Annotated in this window: 15 protein-coding genes; 8 read left to right on the forward strand and 7 right to left on the reverse strand. The window is 49.5% G+C overall.

The annotated features are described in order from the left end of the window. Position 1 precedes the first annotated feature (1 nt). The 5 genes from ACLJZ5_RS01780 (at position 2) to ACLJZ5_RS01800 (ending at position 4895) form a co-directional block, all read left to right on the forward strand. Positions 2 to 649, forward strand: coding sequence for an amino acid ABC transporter permease (locus ACLJZ5_RS01780; RefSeq protein WP_023218180.1), 648 nt, complete (start codon positions 2 to 4; stop codon positions 647 to 649). A gap of 24 nt (positions 650 to 673) precedes the next feature. Next, on the forward strand, positions 674 to 1405 hold the full coding sequence (locus tag ACLJZ5_RS01785) for an amino acid ABC transporter ATP-binding protein (protein ID WP_024797922.1): 732 nt from the start codon (positions 674 to 676) through the stop codon (positions 1403 to 1405). Then, positions 1402 to 2082: an amino acid ABC transporter permease gene (locus ACLJZ5_RS01790; RefSeq protein WP_000560165.1), complete on the forward strand. Its 681-nt coding sequence runs from the start codon at positions 1402 to 1404 to the stop codon at positions 2080 to 2082. The genes ACLJZ5_RS01785 and ACLJZ5_RS01790 overlap by 4 nt, the downstream gene beginning before the upstream one ends. A 136-nt stretch (positions 2083 to 2218) precedes the next feature. Continuing rightward, positions 2219 to 3769, forward strand: a complete 1551-nt coding sequence (locus ACLJZ5_RS01795) for a glycosyltransferase family 39 protein (protein ID WP_024797921.1) — start codon at positions 2219 to 2221, stop codon at positions 3767 to 3769. Positions 3770 to 4232: 463 nt separating this feature from the next. Continuing rightward, positions 4233 to 4895, forward strand: a complete 663-nt coding sequence (locus ACLJZ5_RS01800) for a class I SAM-dependent methyltransferase (protein WP_024797920.1) — start codon at positions 4233 to 4235, stop codon at positions 4893 to 4895. Between the two features lie 271 nt (positions 4896 to 5166). Here ACLJZ5_RS01800 and cybB read toward each other — a convergent pair whose 3' ends face one another. The 3 genes from cybB to hrpA all read right to left on the reverse strand — a co-directional run bounded on the left by cybB (position 5167) and on the right by hrpA (position 10580). Continuing rightward, on the reverse strand, positions 5167 to 5697 hold the full coding sequence (gene cybB, locus ACLJZ5_RS01805) for a cytochrome b561 (RefSeq protein WP_000527279.1): 531 nt from the start codon (positions 5695 to 5697) through the stop codon (positions 5167 to 5169). 116 nt (positions 5698 to 5813) lie between these two features. Next, entirely contained in the window at positions 5814 to 6614 is an 801-nt protein-coding gene (locus tag ACLJZ5_RS01810; RefSeq protein WP_024797919.1) for a YdcF family protein, read from the reverse strand. Between the two features lie 63 nt (positions 6615 to 6677). Continuing rightward, on the reverse strand, positions 6678 to 10580 hold the full coding sequence (gene hrpA, locus ACLJZ5_RS01815; RefSeq protein ID WP_024797918.1) for an ATP-dependent RNA helicase HrpA: 3903 nt from the start codon (positions 10578 to 10580) through the stop codon (positions 6678 to 6680). Positions 10581 to 10780: 200 nt separating this feature from the next. On the opposite strand from hrpA, the gene azoR reads away from it, so the two are divergent. After that, positions 10781 to 11386: an FMN-dependent NADH-azoreductase gene (gene azoR / locus ACLJZ5_RS01820; protein ID WP_024797917.1), complete on the forward strand. Its 606-nt coding sequence runs from the start codon at positions 10781 to 10783 to the stop codon at positions 11384 to 11386. Here the strand turns inward: azoR and ACLJZ5_RS01825 are convergent. The 4 genes from ACLJZ5_RS01825 to ACLJZ5_RS01840 all read right to left on the reverse strand — a co-directional run bounded on the left by ACLJZ5_RS01825 (position 11383) and on the right by ACLJZ5_RS01840 (position 15134). Continuing rightward, complete coding sequence (locus ACLJZ5_RS01825) at positions 11383 to 11832, reverse strand: GFA family protein (RefSeq protein WP_024797916.1); 450 nt, start codon at positions 11830 to 11832, stop codon at positions 11383 to 11385. The genes azoR and ACLJZ5_RS01825 overlap by 4 nt on opposite strands. Before the next feature lie 143 nt (positions 11833 to 11975). Then, positions 11976 to 12299, reverse strand: a complete 324-nt coding sequence (locus ACLJZ5_RS01830; RefSeq protein ID WP_000760414.1) for a YdbL family protein — start codon at positions 12297 to 12299, stop codon at positions 11976 to 11978. Between the two features lie 7 nt (positions 12300 to 12306). Then, positions 12307 to 12498, reverse strand: a complete 192-nt coding sequence (locus ACLJZ5_RS01835; protein WP_000784063.1) for a YnbE family lipoprotein — start codon at positions 12496 to 12498, stop codon at positions 12307 to 12309. After that, positions 12498 to 15134 (reverse strand): YdbH family protein, encoded by a 2637-nt coding sequence (locus ACLJZ5_RS01840; RefSeq protein WP_024797915.1) that lies wholly within the window; start codon positions 15132 to 15134, stop codon positions 12498 to 12500. The genes ACLJZ5_RS01835 and ACLJZ5_RS01840 overlap by 1 nt, the downstream gene beginning before the upstream one ends. Positions 15135 to 15373: 239 nt before the next feature. Here ACLJZ5_RS01840 and ldhA point away from each other — a divergent pair, with 239 nt between their 5' ends. Both ldhA and hslJ read left to right on the forward strand, forming a co-directional pair. After that, positions 15374 to 16363 (forward strand): D-lactate dehydrogenase, encoded by a 990-nt coding sequence (gene ldhA / locus ACLJZ5_RS01845; RefSeq protein ID WP_024797914.1) that lies wholly within the window; start codon positions 15374 to 15376, stop codon positions 16361 to 16363. A gap of 110 nt (positions 16364 to 16473) precedes the next feature. Then, the gene (hslJ, locus tag ACLJZ5_RS01850) at positions 16474 to 16884 is read left to right on the forward strand and encodes a heat shock protein HslJ (RefSeq protein ID WP_000725242.1); all 411 of its coding nucleotides are present in this window, start codon (positions 16474 to 16476) and stop codon (positions 16882 to 16884) included. Positions 16885 to 16924: the final 40 nt, after the last annotated feature.

The following is a 16924-nucleotide window of genomic DNA, read 5'->3' on the forward strand; positions in this document are numbered from 1 at the left end:
TATGTCATCAGGTAATATGCTGGCTATCTTTTATTTCCTATTGGAAGGGATTGGTAATACGCTGCTTGTAACCTTTACCTGTTTTCTCTCAGCGTTTTTGACCGGGCTTACAGTCGCCGTATTACGGCGACTATCCCCCCTTCCACTACAGAAGATACTCGACGTACTGGTCTTTATTCTTCGGGGAATTCCAATACTTATTGCTGTTTTTCTTGTTTATTTTGGATTGCCATCGATTGGCATATATGTTTCACCTCTGGTGGCCATGAACCTCAGCGTCGGCTTAATCAGCGGAAGTTATCTTGCCGAGGTGTTCAGAGGGGCGCTTAAATTAGTTGAGCCATTCGAAATCACGGTAGCGAAAGTAGCAGGAATGCGTCAATTACAGATTATATTAAATATTGAGTTGCCACAGATGTTGCGATTTTCTGTGCCCGGTATTATCAATGAGTTTTCTTCTGTATTAAAAGCGACGCCCTTTGCTTATACTGTAGGTATCGCTGAAATAACGAAGCAGGCAATGTCACTGACAGCCATCACGCTGAACGGGTTACAGATCTATACTCTTGCTGGGGTATTATATTTCATTATTTATAAAGTTTTTACTCTTCTGGCCGGAGTGTTTGAGAAAAAATATCGCATCAGTTGAAGCATAAAAATAGAGGTGATACTCATGGCTTTACTGGAACTAAAAGAGATAAGTAAGGAGTATTCAGGAAAAAAGGTTCTTGATACGGTTAGTCTGAAAATTCAATCGGGAGACATGAAAGTAGTCATGGGGCCATCAGGTTGTGGAAAAACGACGCTTTTACGCTGTCTGCTTCGATTAGAAGAGCCTGATTATGGTGATATTTATTTTCACGGGAGAAATATTTATGACAAGGAATTTACTCTTCTTGAGTTCAGAAAAAAAGTTGGTTGTGTCTTCCAGAATTACGCTTTGTATCGCCATCTTAACGTCATGGATAACATTACCCTTGCCCTATGTAAAGTGTTTGGCATGTCGGGACAACTAGCCCGGGAGAAAGCCTTACATGAGCTACAAAAACTTGATATGGTCTCGCATAGCGCGAAATACCCTTCGCAATTATCGGGCGGGCAGCAACAGCGCGTCGCCCTGGCCCGTACAATGGTCACCGACCCAGAACTCATTATTTTTGATGAGCCGACGTCTGCGCTTGATCCGCTCATGACTCGTGAAGTCGGAATGTTGATCAAGCAACTTCACGACAATGGCGTCACTATATTATGCGTCACTCATGATATTCGCCTCGCCAGATTACTAAGCGATAACGTAACGTTTCTTAATCATGGCAAAATTCGTGCAGAAGGCGCTTTTACCGATCTTGCTTTACGAGAAACGGATCCAGATATCCACTGTTTTTTTAGCGAGGCACAACGATGATCGCTGGCTGGTCTCTCTTCTTTAATGACCTGACTGAACAACTGCCACTTGTTGTGGACGGTATTAAAGAAACCTGTAAACTTGCGCTGATTGTTTCCATCACCGGTTTTTTGTGGGGAATTATTATTTTCTTTCTGAGCCTGAGCCATCGCCCCGTGGTAAAAGCCATAACTCGACTGTACATGGATTTCTTTATCGGTACGCCACTCATTCTTATTCTGTTTGTTATCTATTATGGTTTACCTCAATCTGGCATTCACCTGTCCTCTTTTACCGTGGCGGTTACAGGGTTTACCTTAAATGTCGGCGCATATAATGCCGCGTACATGACAACGGCCTATAACGCATTAAATAAGTATGAAACGGAGGCCGCAGTCGTTCAGGGGTTGAACAAACGGCAGGTCTTTTTGTGGATTATACTGCCTCAGGTATTGCTGTCTTCCATTCCAGCCTTAACGAATCAGGTGATTAATAACCTTAAAGACAGTACCATCGTTTTTCTTATCCAATATACAGAGTTTTTCGCGCGAATTCAGGAGGTTGCTGCAACTAGCTTTAAATTCTTCCATGCTTACCTTTTTGCCGCCATAGTGTATCTTATTGGCGTTACCTTTATTGTCGGTTTGACCCGGTTTTTAGAGCATAGACTGCTTCGCCATTACGGTCAGGATTACTGAGTTGTACTGCACTATTCTGATTAATTCATCGCTGACATTATCAAAGTTATTTTTATTTAGTGTTGGTTAAGATTTTAACCTTCATTATTGCGTTAGGTGTCCATTCTGGTCTAAGTCTTACTCCATTGAGGATATTATGGCGCTACCACAACTATCAATATGGCAGCCCGGCGATGGGTTAAGAAAAATAAAGTATAAATATCATGTTTGTCTCATTGTCATATTCTCCGTCCTTATACGGTTGCTGTTTATAACTGACCGCTACCTTTGGTGTGACGAAGCGTCCAGCGTGCTGATTAGTCGCCATAACGTAGACAGTTTGCTATTCCATGCCGCTTTTGACGTGCATCCTCCGCTTTATTATCTGTTACTGCATGACTGGATGATATTATGGGGTGATAGCGTTGCAGCGGTACGCTCTCTCAGTCTACTCTTTGGGATCCTGACAGTTGTTCTGGTTATCGCGCTTACGCGATGGCTGGCAAATGAACGTACAGCCTTATTGGCGGGATGGTTTGCCGCCCTGATGCCGATGGCAGTCCATTACAGTCAAGAAACGCGCATGTACGCGTTAATGGGAATGCTAACGCTCGCTGCCGCGTTAGCATTGATGATGTGGATAAAAACCCCCACCCATAATCGCTATCTTATCGCGTATGCTTTACTTATGACGTTCAGTTTTTACACCCATTATTTCACTCTATTTGCACTTATTGCCCACTGGATCGCAGTAACAAAATTATCCTGCCAAAGCCATAAAACGGCCTGCTACCTTAAACTTCCTGGCTGGTGGTTTGCTAACCTGGCAATTGCTGTCGCTTATCTCCCCTGGTTACCCGTATTGTTTAATTTACTGACTCATCTGGCGCAGTTGAGAGCCGGTAATGATATCGGTTGGATTCCCCCCGTAACATGGCGTGATCTGCCTGCAATGTACTGGCATTTCTTTACCGGAAACAACGGACAGGGTTTTCCGTCGATCATTCTGTGGCTGGCTGTGGGAAGTTTTATCGGTACTGTGGGGCGAATATCTTTATGCAACGGAGAATATGAAAGATATCAGCTGATATTATTTTGTAATCTGGTCATCCCTGTAATGCTGGTCTTCATCATTTCCTGGTGGATGCCGTTATTTATCGATCGTTATTTCTTCTTCTCATCGCTGAGCATTCCTCCCCTGCTCGCGGTATTACTTACCCGCGCAAAAAAAGCGGTTTGTGGCCTCTGGTTTATCTTATTCACCTTATTATTCGGCTATAGTTCATATCATAATAACCCTGAGCACATAGACGAGTTTAAACCACTGGTAAACTATATTAATACCCGTCACCAGCCTAATGATGCCGTGGTAGTCAGTAAAATGTTCGATTATTTAAGTTATGTGTATTATAATAAGCGAGATTATCGTACGTTTCTTTATACACCGCCTAACGCACACGGAACATCAGGCAGACCGAATGCCTATGGCTTTGGATCACTGTTTTATGCGCAAGCCGATCAGACATATATTGATACTCTGACAACGCTTTCAAAAAGTTACCATCGTGTCTGGTTGATAAGCGGCGGTAACTTTAGTCAGGATTACCCCTTGCCGTCAGAATGGCAAAATATCGCAAACTTCAGAAGTGGTAGATTTCAGGTACAATTATTTGTAATACCGACTCAACAGGCGCGTCAAATGCAATGACTACCGTTTTCTATCCAGTGCAGTGATAAACAGTACTGCCACTGCCAGACCGCCTAAAAGTAAGGTCCAGCCAAACGCTTCAAAAACCTCAATCATATCGCCTCCAGGTAGGTGATATTAAATCACGATGGCTATCTCAGCGTAACATTTAAAATATCAATTAATGTGCAATAATCGCTTTATGTGTATGAATAAATATTGTTCCTCATGCTTTTAATTGCATTGCTATTATCATAAGGCTTAATATATTTATATTAACGATTATTAATTATCAGCTTATAATAATATGACTGATCAATTCATTTATCAGCTATTATTATCCTCTATCTTCTTTAAGATAGCCGCTTAATTCATAATATCTCCTTTATTCATCGCATTAAATTACTCACTCACCTGATTAATGCTTGCCTAACGATTGCTTCGTTGTTTTAATTCCAGCGCGAAATTATTTAGTGAGAGAACAATGAAGCATACACAACAATCAGGCGCAAAAGTCTATAACCCATTCACGCTTAGCTTATATGACTGGTGGGTACTCAATATCTCAAACAAATATGCCTGGAAGTGTCCTACTGATACGCGACTACTTCCTTTCTTCCTGCATCATATGGGCGAGACTCACCTGGATATTGGCGTAGGTACAGGTTATTACCTGAAGCATGCACCTGCGACTCATGCCATTTCGCTGATGGATTTAAATCCGGATAGCCTGAAAATAGCCGCCAGCCGAGTGGGTAATACGAAAATCCGCGCCACACTACAACACGATGTTTTCGACACGTTCCCGGCGGACTGGCACGGGCGCTTCGATTCCGTTTCGATGTACTATCTTCTGCACTGCTTGCCTGGTGAGATGACAACAAAAGCGAAGGCAATTAAAAATGCCGGTATGGCGCTTAAACCCGGCGGCACACTTTTTGGCGCCACGATTCTGGGCAAAGAGGTTCCTCACAATGCTTTTGGTAAGAAATTAATGGCTGTTTATAACAAGAAAGGAATATTCAGTAATACCAATGATTCAGCCGATACGTTACGCGGCGTATTGGACGAACATTTCGCTAAGGTGACTTTGGAGCAACATGGCGCCGTTGCGCTATTTTCCGCCACTATGCCACGTTCATCGTAAGTGTAGGCACTTCCGAGCGGTCGGGCAGCGCGATCATGTGGGTTTAACCCGTTGATTAAACATTGGATTACGGAATAGCAATTGCTTATTTTATTTGTCATACAAATAAGTATAATACCCGCTTCCGATGTAGACCCGTCCTCCTTCGCCTGCGTCACGGGTCCTGGTTAGACGCAGGCGTTTTCTGTATGGAATACGCCATCCCCTCTGATAGATGCCTTGTTTGCCTAAAGCGGTTAACCCCGCCTGTAGCAAACGTCATACAGGACGGTCAGTCACGCTTACGCGGCATCATCCGTAACAGCGTATTGTCTTTCCAGAAATAGTGATGCATCAAAGCAGCGATGGCATGAAGTCCAATAACAAAATAGCCCAGGTTCGCCAGCGTGACGTGCCAGGATTTCAGCATATCTACGCGTTCAAAGTTAGCTTCGGCGGCATGCGGCATAGTAATGCCAAATGCGACCCAGGGATTGCCGCGGTTATACATCATGACCAGACCAATAACAGGCAGCACGATAAATAACAGGTAAATCACCAGATGTCCTAAATGCGCCATTCCGGTCATCATCGGTTTTGGACGAGGAACAATGGGCGGCGTGGGATATTTCAGCCGAATAATCAAGCGCGCCACCATTAAAAGCAAAATAGTGATACCACATGAAACATGCGTCATATTAAACCAGGGCCGATAACTACGCGGCGCAAAACCGCGTAGCTCCATCGCGGCGTAAGCCACAATAACCAGAAAAAAGACTAACCAGTGAATACCAATTTGCAGGCCGGAATACTTATTGCCCATAGCGCGTCCTGAATGAAAACCGTAAAGCGACAACATAACCAGCTTTTATAAATAATTCATCAAATTTATGAAATGGTGGTCGCACTTGCCCGTTCACCCTCGCAAACGGGCGATTTTTAGCGTAAAGCTCTCTGTTCTAACGCACTGCGCAGCGTCGTATCTGCCTGCAATACCTGCCATGCGTTTTCAATATCGCGTGGGATATCAACGTGAATGATAAAATCTTTACCACGCGGTCCATACCCTGTTTCATCGTCACGCAAACGTGGCAGCTCGCCGGCAATCAGAGACAGATAACGCTCCACCGTCCAGATGCCCTCTTCAACGTTGGCAAAATGTGTACCGCCGTTAAGGTGGCGCAGTACCGGAACAAAACCAGGAAAACTCAGCCAGCGCGGCGCATCGGTGTCGTCGTCTGTCACGCGCCGGAACGCCGCAATAGTGCGCCGCTGCATGGTGGGGTCTTGCACAACGATAGCCGTGTTAATGTTTTCTTTCGCCTGACGGATCAGTGCGCAGGAGAAACGGGCATTTTCGCCGCAATTAGTTGACCGATCTTCCAGCCAAATTTTCTCAGCCGGAATATGCCAGAACTGGTTCGCGATATCCGCGAGGATCGCGGCTTCAGCGCGTCCGCTTGTGCGAATAGTGTGGTAGCGCGGATGCCGGGAAATCACGGCGTACAAAAACGGCGTCGAATGACCTATACCGCCGCTAATCAGTAAAGGAACGCCTTGCGCTTTGGCGATGCGACAGGCCGCGTCGATAGTGGGGATCACCGCATTGCCCGCCAGGACGACGCAATCCGACGAATAAGGTTGTTCGCCGGAAAAATCATTTTGCGCCAGCCACTGTCCGACGGTATTCACCGCCAGCAATGTTTCCGCAGAGAGCGCCGGAAATGGCGTTGTATTCATAATTCCTCCTTTTTGTTCCGAACTTGTACCGGATCTCTTTGAAAGACATCGTCGCCTGGCTTTTTAGGCCGTAATCTGATCCATGGCCTGTAAAATACGCTTATCGGAAATAGGATAAGGCGTACCGAGCTGTTGGGCGAAATAACTGACACGCAGTTCTTCAATCATCCAACGGATCTCTTTAACATCATCATCTTCGCGACGCGCTGGAGGCAATTTATTTATCCATTGCTGCCACGCCTGCTGGACGCTTTCGACTTTCAGCATTTGCGCCCGATCGCGGTGAGGATCGACAGCCAGTTTCTCCAGCCGCTTTTCAATTGCCTGCAGATAACGCAGCGTATCGCCGAGACGTTTAAAGCCGTTGCCAGTCACAAAACCACGGTATACAAGACCGCTCATCTGCGCCTTGATATCGGAAAGCCCCAACGCCATGCTCATATCCACCCGCCCTTTCAGACGCTTATTGATATTGAATACGGTCGTCAGGATCCGCTCAACCTGCTTCGCGATATCCACCACAGTATCATTCAGCTCGGCGCGTACCTTTTCGTGCAGCGCGGTGAAACCTGCTTCGCTCCACACCGGTCCGCCGTTGGCATCTATCAGCTTATCTACCCCGCAGGCGATACAGTCATCAATCAACTCCAGTACTTTGCCGTACGGGTTAAAGTACAGCCCCAGCTTGGCTTTATTAGGCAATTTCTCATGCAGATACTTAATCGGTGAAGGAATATTGAGCAACAGCAGACGGCGTAAACCGCACCACATCGCCTGTTGTTGTTCCAGCGGATTATCAAACAATTTGATAGCGACGCTGTCACGCTCATCCACTAACGCCGGCCACGCCTTCACTTTATAATTACCGCGTTTCTGTTCGTAGCTTTCCGGCAGCTCGCCGAAACTCCAGATATGCAGCCCGCTCTGCTCGATGCCGTCATCCGCCACCGCCGAGAGCGTCTCCTGCACTTTGCCTTTCAGCGCATTTTTAAGCTCGGCGAGCGAACGCCCTTCCTGCAGTTTCTTGTTTTTGTCATTCACGACGCGAAACGTGATTTTCAGATGCTCGGGCACCTGATCCCAATGCCAGTCTTCCCGATCGACCGTGACGCCGGTCATCCGGCGCAGTTCACGCTCCAGAGCGTCCAGCAGCGGCAGCTCCAGCGGCGTTACGCGACCTAAAAACGCTTCAGCATAGTTTGGCGCCGGAACAAAGTTGCGACGTACCGGTTTTGGCAACGATTTAATCAGCGCAATCACTAATTCACGGCGCAGCCCTGGGATCTGCCATTCAAAACCGCTCTCGTCAACCTGGTTAAGTAGCGGCAACGGAATATGGACGGTCACGCCGTCAGCATCCGCGCCCGGTTCAAACTGATAGCTCAAACGCAGCTTGAGATTGCCCTGGTGCCAGAAGTTCGGGTAATCCAGTTTGCTGATTTTTTCCGCGCCTTCTTTAATCAGCATACTTTTTTCAAAGTTGAGCAGATCCGGCGTCTCGCGGCTGATTTTTTTCCACCAACTATCAAAGTGGCGGGCGGAAATAACGTCATGGCTAATACGCTGGTCATAAAATTCAAACAGGGTATCGTCATCCACCAGGATATCGCGGCGGCGAGATTTGTGCTCAAGTTCCTCGACTTCCGCACGCAATTTTAGATTCTCACGGAAGAAGGCGTGACGGGTTTGCCAGTCCCCCTCCACCAGCGCATGGCGGATGAACAACTCGCGACACAACGCCGGGTCAATCTGGCTATAATTCACTTTGCGCGCGGCGACAATCGGTAGACCGTAGACAGTAACCTTTTCCGTCGCCATCACCGCGCCTTGCGCCCGCTCCCAGTGCGGTTCGCTATATGAACGTTTAATCAGGTGCTGCGCTACCGGTTCCACCCATTCTGGCTCAATGCGGGCAGCGATGCGCCCCCACAAACGGCTGGTCTCCACCAGTTCTGCGACCATTGTCCATTTCGGCGGTTTTTTGAATAAACCGGAACCGGGGAAAATAGAGAATCTGGCGTTACGCGCGCCGGTGTACTCTTGTTTATCGGCATCTTTCATCCCGATATGCGACAACAGCCCCGTTAACAACGCAACGTGAATTTCCCGGTACTCTGCGGGTTCACTGTTTACCGGAATCCCCAGTTCTTTTACCACCTGACGCAGTTGGGTATAGATATCCTGCCACTCACGCACGCGTAAATAGTTCAGATAGTCGGTGCGACACAGACGGCGGAATTGATTCGACGACAGGGCCTTTTGTTGCTCGCCGAGGTAATTCCACAGGTTAACAAACGCCAGAAAATCGGACTCCTTATCATGGAAACGCCGGTGTTTCTCATCGGAAGCCTGCTGCTTATCCACTGGGCGCTCGCGCGGATCCTGAATAGAGAGTGCGGAAGTAATGATCATCGCTTCGCGCACACAGCCATGTTTTTGCGCTTCCAGAACCATACGCGCCAGGCGCGGGTCGACCGGCAGCTGAGATAATTGTCGGCCCAGCGGCGTCAGCTTATATGCCGTTTGCTGTTCGTCGGCGGTAATCGCCCCCAGCTCTTCCAACAAACGCACGCCATCCTGAATATTGCGCTTATCCGGCGCTTCGACAAACGGGAAGGCGGCAATGTCACCCAGCCCCAGGGCGGTCATCTGCAAAATAACCGACGCCAGGTTGGTACGTAGAATTTCCGGGTCGGTAAATTCCGGACGTGACAAAAAGTCATCTTCCGAATACAGACGAATGCAGATCCCTTCCGATACGCGTCCGCAACGCCCTTTACGCTGGTTGGCGGAAGCCTGTGAGATCGGTTCAATCGGCAGGCGCTGCACTTTAGTGCGGTAGCTGTAGCGGCTGATGCGCGCAGTGCCAGGATCGATCACATACTTGATACCCGGCACCGTTAGCGAGGTTTCCGCCACGTTAGTTGCCAGCACGATACGGCGTCCGCTGTGCGACTGGAAAACGCGGTTCTGTTCGCTGTTCGACAAGCGTGCATACAGCGGCAACACTTCGGTATGCCGTAAGTTCAGCTTGTTCAGGGCGTCGGCGGTATCGCGGATTTCCCGCTCTCCGCTCATAAAAATCAGGATATCGCCGGGACTTTCACGCCCCAGTTCATCGACAGCGTCGAAAATTGCCTGTAGCTGATCGCGTTCAGTGTCGTCAGCCTCTTCCACGATGGGGCGATAACGAACTTCTACGGGATACGTTCGGCCAGAGACTTCAATAATCGGCGCGTTATTAAAGTGGCGCGAGAAGCGTTCCGGGTCGATGGTCGCAGAGGTAATAATCACTTTCAGATCGGGGCGACGCGGCAGAAGCTCTTTCAGATAGCCGAGCAAGAAGTCAATATTCAGGCTGCGTTCATGCGCTTCATCAATAATGATGGTGTCATACTGCATCAATAGCCTGTCCTGCTGGATTTCCGCCAGCAGGATACCGTCCGTCATCAGTTTGACCATGGTGTTGCTACTGACATGATCGCTGAAACGAACTTTATAGCCGATGCAGCCGCCTGGCTCCGTTTGCAACTCTTCGGCAATGCGGTTAGCGACGGTGCGCGCCGCCAGGCGACGCGGTTGAGTATGTCCAATAAGTCCTTTAATTCCGCGCCCCAGTTCCATACAAATTTTCGGCAACTGGGTGGTTTTACCGGAACCGGTTTCCCCTGCCACGATCACCACCTGATGATCGCGGACCGCTTCCAGAATGTCCTGTTTCTTCTGGCTAACAGGCAGATTTTGCGGATAAGTGATTGAGGGGCGCGCCGCTTCGCGGAGAGCGACCTGCGTCGCAGCCTGTTCAATTTCTTTCGCCATCGTCTGGAAAATGGCCTGTTGCGCATCAGGATTTTTTACTTTCTTTACGCCATGCAGGCGGCGCGCAAAGCGCTGTTTGTCGCGCAGCATCAGTGCATCCAGCCGCTGCTGTAACACCTGAAGCGTCAACATAGATTGTTCAGTCATAAAGCTCTTGGGCAGCATTCTGCCTGTTTAAAATCGTTTTAAATGATAGGTATAGAGTACCACATTGGGGCTTTTTTTGCGTTGTTCAATAATTTCGAACAAAGGGTTCGATATATTGCGCTATCCCTGCGACATATTTGTGAATAAAGTGTCAACAAGCAACGGGGCACGCCCCTTCAAACACATAAAAGGAAACACCCATGAGCAAGGTATTAGTTCTTAAATCCAGTATTCTGGCAGGGTACTCTCAGTCTGGTCAGTTGACTGACTATTTTATTGAACAATGGCGCGAAAAACACGTCGCAGATGAAATTACTGTCCGCGATCTGGCGGCCAACCCTGTTCCGGTGCTGGATGGCGAGCTGGTGGGCGCGATGCGTCCGGGCGATGCGCCTTTAACGCCACGTCAGCAGGACGCTCTGGCGCTGTCTGATGAACTCATTGCTGAACTGAAAGCCCACGACGTCATCGTTATTGCGGCACCGATGTACAATTTCAATATCCCGACGCAGCTGAAAAACTACTTTGATCTGATTGCCCGCGCCGGTATCACTTTCCGCTATACCGAAAAAGGCCCGGAAGGTCTGGTAACCGGTAAACGCGCGGTGGTTCTCTCCAGTCGCGGCGGTATCCATAAAGACACCCCGACGGATTTGATTGCGCCTTACCTGAAAGTGTACCTTGGTTTTATCGGTATTACCGACGTGAATTTTGTCTTTGCCGAAGGCATCGCCTACGGGCCGGAAGTGGCGGCTAAAGCCCAGGCCGATGCAAAAGCCGCGATTGACAGCGTAGTGGCCGCTTAAATATTTTTGCCTCCCGTTTCGACGGGAGGTGATTTCTTCGGTTCGTAGCGCAAATATCCTACCACGCCGCTACTGCCGCCATCGCTGGGATGCGTTACCCCATCATTGACTTCAACGCAGGCGAAATCAAAAGGCGACACATTTTCGATGCACGCCACATTGACCCCATATTGATCGGGATTGGATCGGCGCTGATGAAAAGTATATATCCCGCATACCGAACAGAAAAAATGCACCGCCTTGCCCGTCTTGAAGCGATATTCGGTAAGCTTATCCTGCCCTTTTAGCACTTTAATACCCGATAGCGGCGCAGACACTGCCACCGCTCCGCGCATCCGACAAAACGAACAGTTGCAGCGTCTGGCGGTATGAAAGCCATCGCTAAGTTGAACGGTAAACACGACGCTGCCACAATGGCAGGCAGCAGATAATTTTTCAGACGTCATACCTGGTTACTCTCGCGAATAGTGATACCAGTCAACAGTATAGAAATGGCGTTTCCGGTTCGCCTAATATAAATACGACCTTCATATTCAGAAATTACCAATATAAAAATGCATTTTACGGTAAAAAAATTGTCGGAAAGCGGTTATTTACGCATCCATTTGCCATTAATTCCCTGGACATATTCTCCCGGCCTGGCGCGCTCAACCAGTTTTTGCCCTGCCATCTTCGCCACCTCGTCCACGGGAAGATGATTGCTATCCGCTAACTGCTGATAACTGGCGCGACGGGCATGATTAATATCAAGCACCAGCTTCTGGGTTTCGGCATCATTCTTTAAGGCCACCAGATAGCCATTCAGCGTTTCCCCGACCCGGCCCTGCGTGCGCGCTTCGTCCAGGGTTAAGGCCCACACAGAAGGTGTGAGCAAGCTCAGCGTCAGCACCCATAGCATTAAATACTTTTTCATTATGGCCTCAGAATAGATCGCTGCGTGATTTCAGGAGTTCTTCAACATCTTTATCGACTTTGATATGTATTTCATGCTCGATCTTTACATTCATGTTGATGGTAATCGGCTGTTCCGGCGCGGCGACTTCAATACGTGGCGTGCAGCCCACCACGATAAATGACGCAAGCGCTGACAGCATGGCAATACTCATTTTCATTATTTATCCTCACAGTCCTTGTCTTTCCGGCAAGGAGGTTGCGGCAACGCTGTATTTTGTTCAAGCCATGCCTGTAAATTGTCGCCAAAACGCAAACTGCGCCACAGCGTAAACACATTTTCTTCATGGGTATAGTTCAAGTTAACGATCGCGGTTTTACCATCTACCCGGCTTTTGCCGGTAATGGCCGCCTGCATCGTTAGTACGCCCAGGTTATCAACGTTAATTTTCGTCCACGAATGCGTAATCTCCATATAACGTAGCCAGTTAATCGCCGAGCCTGCCGTAACATTATCCTTCACCACCGCATCCGCAGTATCTTTATCGATACGCAACGTCATTGGCCCAGGATTCGTAAGCCAGCCATCTTTGATTATCCATTTTTCATTGTTCAGCCACAGCGGCAGCGCGCCGCTGACCGGACCAGACATGGCGAATTGCTTTGGATTTATGGCGCTAATCAATTCGCTGGATGAAATATTTTGCACCCGCAAAAGCGCCGGGTCGTGCTGCGGCATTCGCAACTGTTTCATAATGATTTGACCGCCCAGCACGTCTACGCTGACATCGCTTAGCAGTAATGGATTCGACTCGCTCCAGGGATAACCGCCCTGTAAATCAGCGGTGATATTTTTCGCCGTGACCTGGTTAACTATCCCGGCGATACGCAGCGAGACGGGCCCGCGCGTCCCCAATTGCCACGCGCCGTTGTGGAAGCGAAATGGCAGAATGAAATCGACGCCGTTGATTTTGTTATCCGGCATCCAGGCGCTACCGCCTTTTAACACGCCGTGTCCACCTGCTTCAAACCCCTGCCCCTGTGCGGCGGAAAAAGCCACCTGCGCATACAGTGAGCCTTCGCGCAGCGTCATTTTCCAGTTTGGTGGAAGCAACGGCTGGAAAACGATAAGCGACTGCTTCGGCCACCAGGCCTGTCCGCGAAGGCGTTCGCCATCCCAGCGCCCATTCAGCCGTACCGGCCCTATCGCCCCCGCCCGAAGGTCGCCTTTAAACTGGAACAGGGTTGGCTCGCGCCCTTCAACGCTAAAATTAATGGTAGAAGGCGGCAGCACGCTCCCGCTGGTAAATACGGTTTTTCCCGCCTCCAGAGACAGCGCGCCCTGTAGCGACGGCGTTGTGGCGTCGCGAACCCAGACAATAGGTTTATTCAGCGCCAGTCTTGGCGATGTGACGGTCATTACGCCATAGTGCAACTGATCAAAACCGGTGGACAAACTGGTCAACCTGATGGTGTTATCATGCCATTCGCCCTGTCCGGCAATATCCCAGCGGGCGCGCATTGGCGTAAAGCTTCCTTGCCCCCAATAGCGCCACCGCCAGCGACCAGCATCAGGGAGAAAATCATTCGCCAGGCCATCAAGATGAAGAACGAAATCGCCCATCTCATTTTCATGCGCCCGTAAAATAGCCTGTAATCGACCATCAACGCCGCGCGGCGTCACCTTAACGCCCGCCAGCGGCCAACGAATTTCATCAATATCTAACGCATCAATCACCCGTCCGCGCGAGCGTAGCAATGCGCCAGGTGCAAAGGTGAGCTGCGGATCGGCCAGACTGCCGCGGAACATAGCGGGCAATACGGCATAAAAGATTAAATCCTTCTGTTTAGCCTCGCCGGTAAGCTGTAGAGGCATCTCACTGCTATCCATGCTGAGTTTTCCCGGGCCGATAGTCAGTACAGCGTTCGCTTTACCGGCATCGCCCTGGGTCAGAATATTCAGGCGTCCGCTGACTCGCGCATTATCCGGCCCGGCTTGCCAGTTATCGATATTAAAAGCCAGACGTCCGCTCAAGGGGAATCCCTGATATGGCCAGTTCCAGCGGCCATCGCTGATGGTAAGCCGCTGACGCGTTACCGCCCAGGGGAGATCGAGAATCGGGTCAGGATTACCTCGCGCCATCACGATGAGCTGTCCGGCGTTATCACGCCACTCCAGTTCCGCATCCACCAGCGACGGTTCCTGCGGCAGACGCAAGGTCGCTGCCGCATGACCGCTGACCGGCAGGCCATCCGGTACCAGCGGCAACACAAATTCCCCCGCCAGGCTAACGGGAGGCTGGTTGGCCAGCGCGGCGATCTCCAGTTGGCTCACCGTCAATGCCTGACCGCGTAGCTGCCCTTGAAATTTTACTTTTTCGCCCTGATAACGTATCTGCTGAATGACCGGCGTCATGGAGATCGCCAGCTTGCCCTGCCATTCCGGCCAGGGCGCGAGAATGACATTATCGATGTTAATCCAGGTATTGGGCAGCATTGACTGCCACTGCGCCAGCGTACGCGGCGCGGCGGGAGAAGCTTCCGTAGCGGGCAGTTTCGCCAGGCACGCGGCATCCAGTTTGAGGCTTTTAATATTCAGCAACCAACGGCTGGGATGCGTCAGTTCCGCCTGGGTAATATGCGCTAACGAACAATCATTGACCAGATAGCGAAGATCGGGAATCACTAACCCATGACGTGTCAGGCGTGGACTTTGTTCCAGAGCGATACGAGTACCGACGGGTAGCCAAATTCCCGCCAGAGTGGGAACCCACAGCCCGAGGGTCATCAGTAGCGTCAGAGGGACAAGAATCAGCAGTAACAGTAGCGCAAGGGCGGCTTTATATTTACCCTTCATGGGCCATTAATTTCCTGATTTAACGAAAAATTCAGTCGGCTATCTCTTTATTTTGGCATGATTGCCCGTACATAGCCTAATAGTTCATGTTGCAGGGGCGCCCTCCGGCTATTTGAGGCGTTGTGGAGAATGATAACCTAAAATTATTCATTATATGTATGACTATCAATTATTTTTGATTTTTTGTAAGATAATTTTAAGCATATTTGTGTGATTCTAACATCACTGGAGAAGGTCATATGAAACTCGCCGTCTATAGTACCAAACAGTATGACAAGAAATATCTACAGCAAGTGAACGAAGCGTTCGGTTTTGAACTGGAGTTTTTTGATTTTCTGCTGACCGAGAAAACAGCGAAAACCGCCAATGGATGTGAAGCAGTTTGTATCTTCGTGAATGACGACGGGAGCCGACCGGTACTGGAAGAGCTGAAAAAACACGGCGTGAAATACATCGCGCTGCGTTGCGCCGGATTTAATAATGTCGACCTGGATGCCGCTAAAGAGCTCGGTTTGCAGGTGGTCCGCGTGCCGGCTTATTCTCCGGAAGCCGTCGCTGAACATGCGATTGGCATGATGATGACATTGAACCGCCGTATTCACCGCGCTTATCAACGCACCCGCGACGCTAACTTTTCCCTTGAGGGACTGACCGGCTTTACCATGCACGGAAAAACCGCTGGCGTCATTGGTACCGGTAAAATCGGCGTCGCCGCGCTGCGTATCCTGAAAGGCTTTGGAATGCGTTTACTGGCGTTTGATCCCTATCCCAGCACCGCCGCGCTTGATCTCGGCGTCGAGTATGTGGATCTGCAAACGTTGTTTGCCGAATCGGATGTCATTTCCCTGCACTGCCCGCTCACGCCGGAAAACTACCATTTGCTGAACCATGCGGCATTCGATCAAATGAAAAATGGCGTTATGGTCATTAATACCAGTCGTGGCGCGCTGATTGATTCCCAGGCGGCTATCGAAGCTCTGAAGAATCAGAAAATCGGCTCGCTGGGGATGGATGTGTATGAAAACGAACGCGACCTGTTCTTTGAAGACAAGTCAAACGATGTTATCCAGGATGATGTTTTCCGCCGTCTGTCGGCCTGCCATAACGTACTGTTTACGGGGCATCAGGCATTCCTGACCGCAGAAGCGCTGATCAGCATCTCTGAAACCACGTTACAAAACTTAAGCCAGCTTGAGAATGGCGAAGCCTGCCCGAACGCGCTGTTCTAATCCTGTCGCTCCCCTGCGCTCAGGGGAGCATTTTCGGATAACCCCTGAAGATCTATCCGGTCATATCATTACTATAGTCAGTGTTAACTATCAGATTACAGAGAATATCAATGAAGAAAATCGTCACGCTGGTCGCCCTGAGCATCATAATGACGGGGTGTGTGAGCAGTGGAAAAGTGTCCGTCAAACGCGAGCAACTGGAGCACCACCGCTTTGTTCTGGAAAGCGTAAACGGTAAAACGGTCACCGGCCCGGAGCTCAGCTTTGGCGAGGACATGACGGTATCCGGCAAAATGTGCAATCAATTCACCGGCGAAGGAAAACTATCGGACGGCGAATTAAAAGTGAAAAATTTAGCGATGACCCGAATGATGTGCGCCGATCCGCAGCTTAATGCGCTGGACGGCACCCTCAGCGAGCTCTTCAGCAAAGGCGCGCAGGTCGATTTAACTGCGAACCAATTAACGCTGGCGACGGCAGAAACAACGCTAATGTATAAACTGGCGGATTTAGCGCACTAAGCCATTAAGTGAAAAGTTATACGCGTCAGGCGAAACGCCG

This window comes from Salmonella sp. 5800 (assembly GCF_046558195.1).
Taxonomy (GTDB): domain Bacteria; phylum Pseudomonadota; class Gammaproteobacteria; order Enterobacterales; family Enterobacteriaceae; genus Salmonella; species Salmonella enterica.

What these genes read in the sequence shown, in the direction of transcription:
- ACLJZ5_RS01810 (WP_024797919.1), bottom strand. Translation starts at nt 6,614, where the DNA reads ATGAATACAACGCCATTTCCGGCGCTCTCTGCGGAAACATTGCTGGCG.
- ACLJZ5_RS01840 (WP_024797915.1), bottom strand. Translation starts at nt 15,134, where the DNA reads ATGAAGGGTAAATATAAAGCCGCCCTTGCGCTACTGTTACTGCTGATT.
- ldhA (WP_024797914.1), top strand. Translation starts at nt 15,374, where the DNA reads ATGAAACTCGCCGTCTATAGTACCAAACAGTATGACAAGAAATATCTA.
- hrpA (WP_024797918.1), bottom strand. Translation starts at nt 10,580, where the DNA reads ATGACTGAACAATCTATGTTGACGCTTCAGGTGTTACAGCAGCGGCTG.
- ACLJZ5_RS01790 (WP_000560165.1), top strand. Translation starts at nt 1,402, where the DNA reads ATGATCGCTGGCTGGTCTCTCTTCTTTAATGACCTGACTGAACAACTG.
- ACLJZ5_RS01785 (WP_024797922.1), top strand. Translation starts at nt 674, where the DNA reads ATGGCTTTACTGGAACTAAAAGAGATAAGTAAGGAGTATTCAGGAAAA.
- cybB (WP_000527279.1), bottom strand. Translation starts at nt 5,697, where the DNA reads ATGGGCAATAAGTATTCCGGCCTGCAAATTGGTATTCACTGGTTAGTC.
- azoR (WP_024797917.1), top strand. Translation starts at nt 10,781, where the DNA reads ATGAGCAAGGTATTAGTTCTTAAATCCAGTATTCTGGCAGGGTACTCT.
- hslJ (WP_000725242.1), top strand. Translation starts at nt 16,474, where the DNA reads ATGAAGAAAATCGTCACGCTGGTCGCCCTGAGCATCATAATGACGGGG.
- ACLJZ5_RS01830 (WP_000760414.1), bottom strand. Translation starts at nt 12,299, where the DNA reads ATGAAAAAGTATTTAATGCTATGGGTGCTGACGCTGAGCTTGCTCACA.
- ACLJZ5_RS01780 (WP_023218180.1), top strand. Translation starts at nt 2, where the DNA reads ATGTCATCAGGTAATATGCTGGCTATCTTTTATTTCCTATTGGAAGGG.
- ACLJZ5_RS01835 (WP_000784063.1), bottom strand. Translation starts at nt 12,498, where the DNA reads ATGAAAATGAGTATTGCCATGCTGTCAGCGCTTGCGTCATTTATCGTG.
- ACLJZ5_RS01800 (WP_024797920.1), top strand. Translation starts at nt 4,233, where the DNA reads ATGAAGCATACACAACAATCAGGCGCAAAAGTCTATAACCCATTCACG.
- ACLJZ5_RS01825 (WP_024797916.1), bottom strand. Translation starts at nt 11,832, where the DNA reads ATGACGTCTGAAAAATTATCTGCTGCCTGCCATTGTGGCAGCGTCGTG.
- ACLJZ5_RS01795 (WP_024797921.1), top strand. Translation starts at nt 2,219, where the DNA reads ATGGCGCTACCACAACTATCAATATGGCAGCCCGGCGATGGGTTAAGA.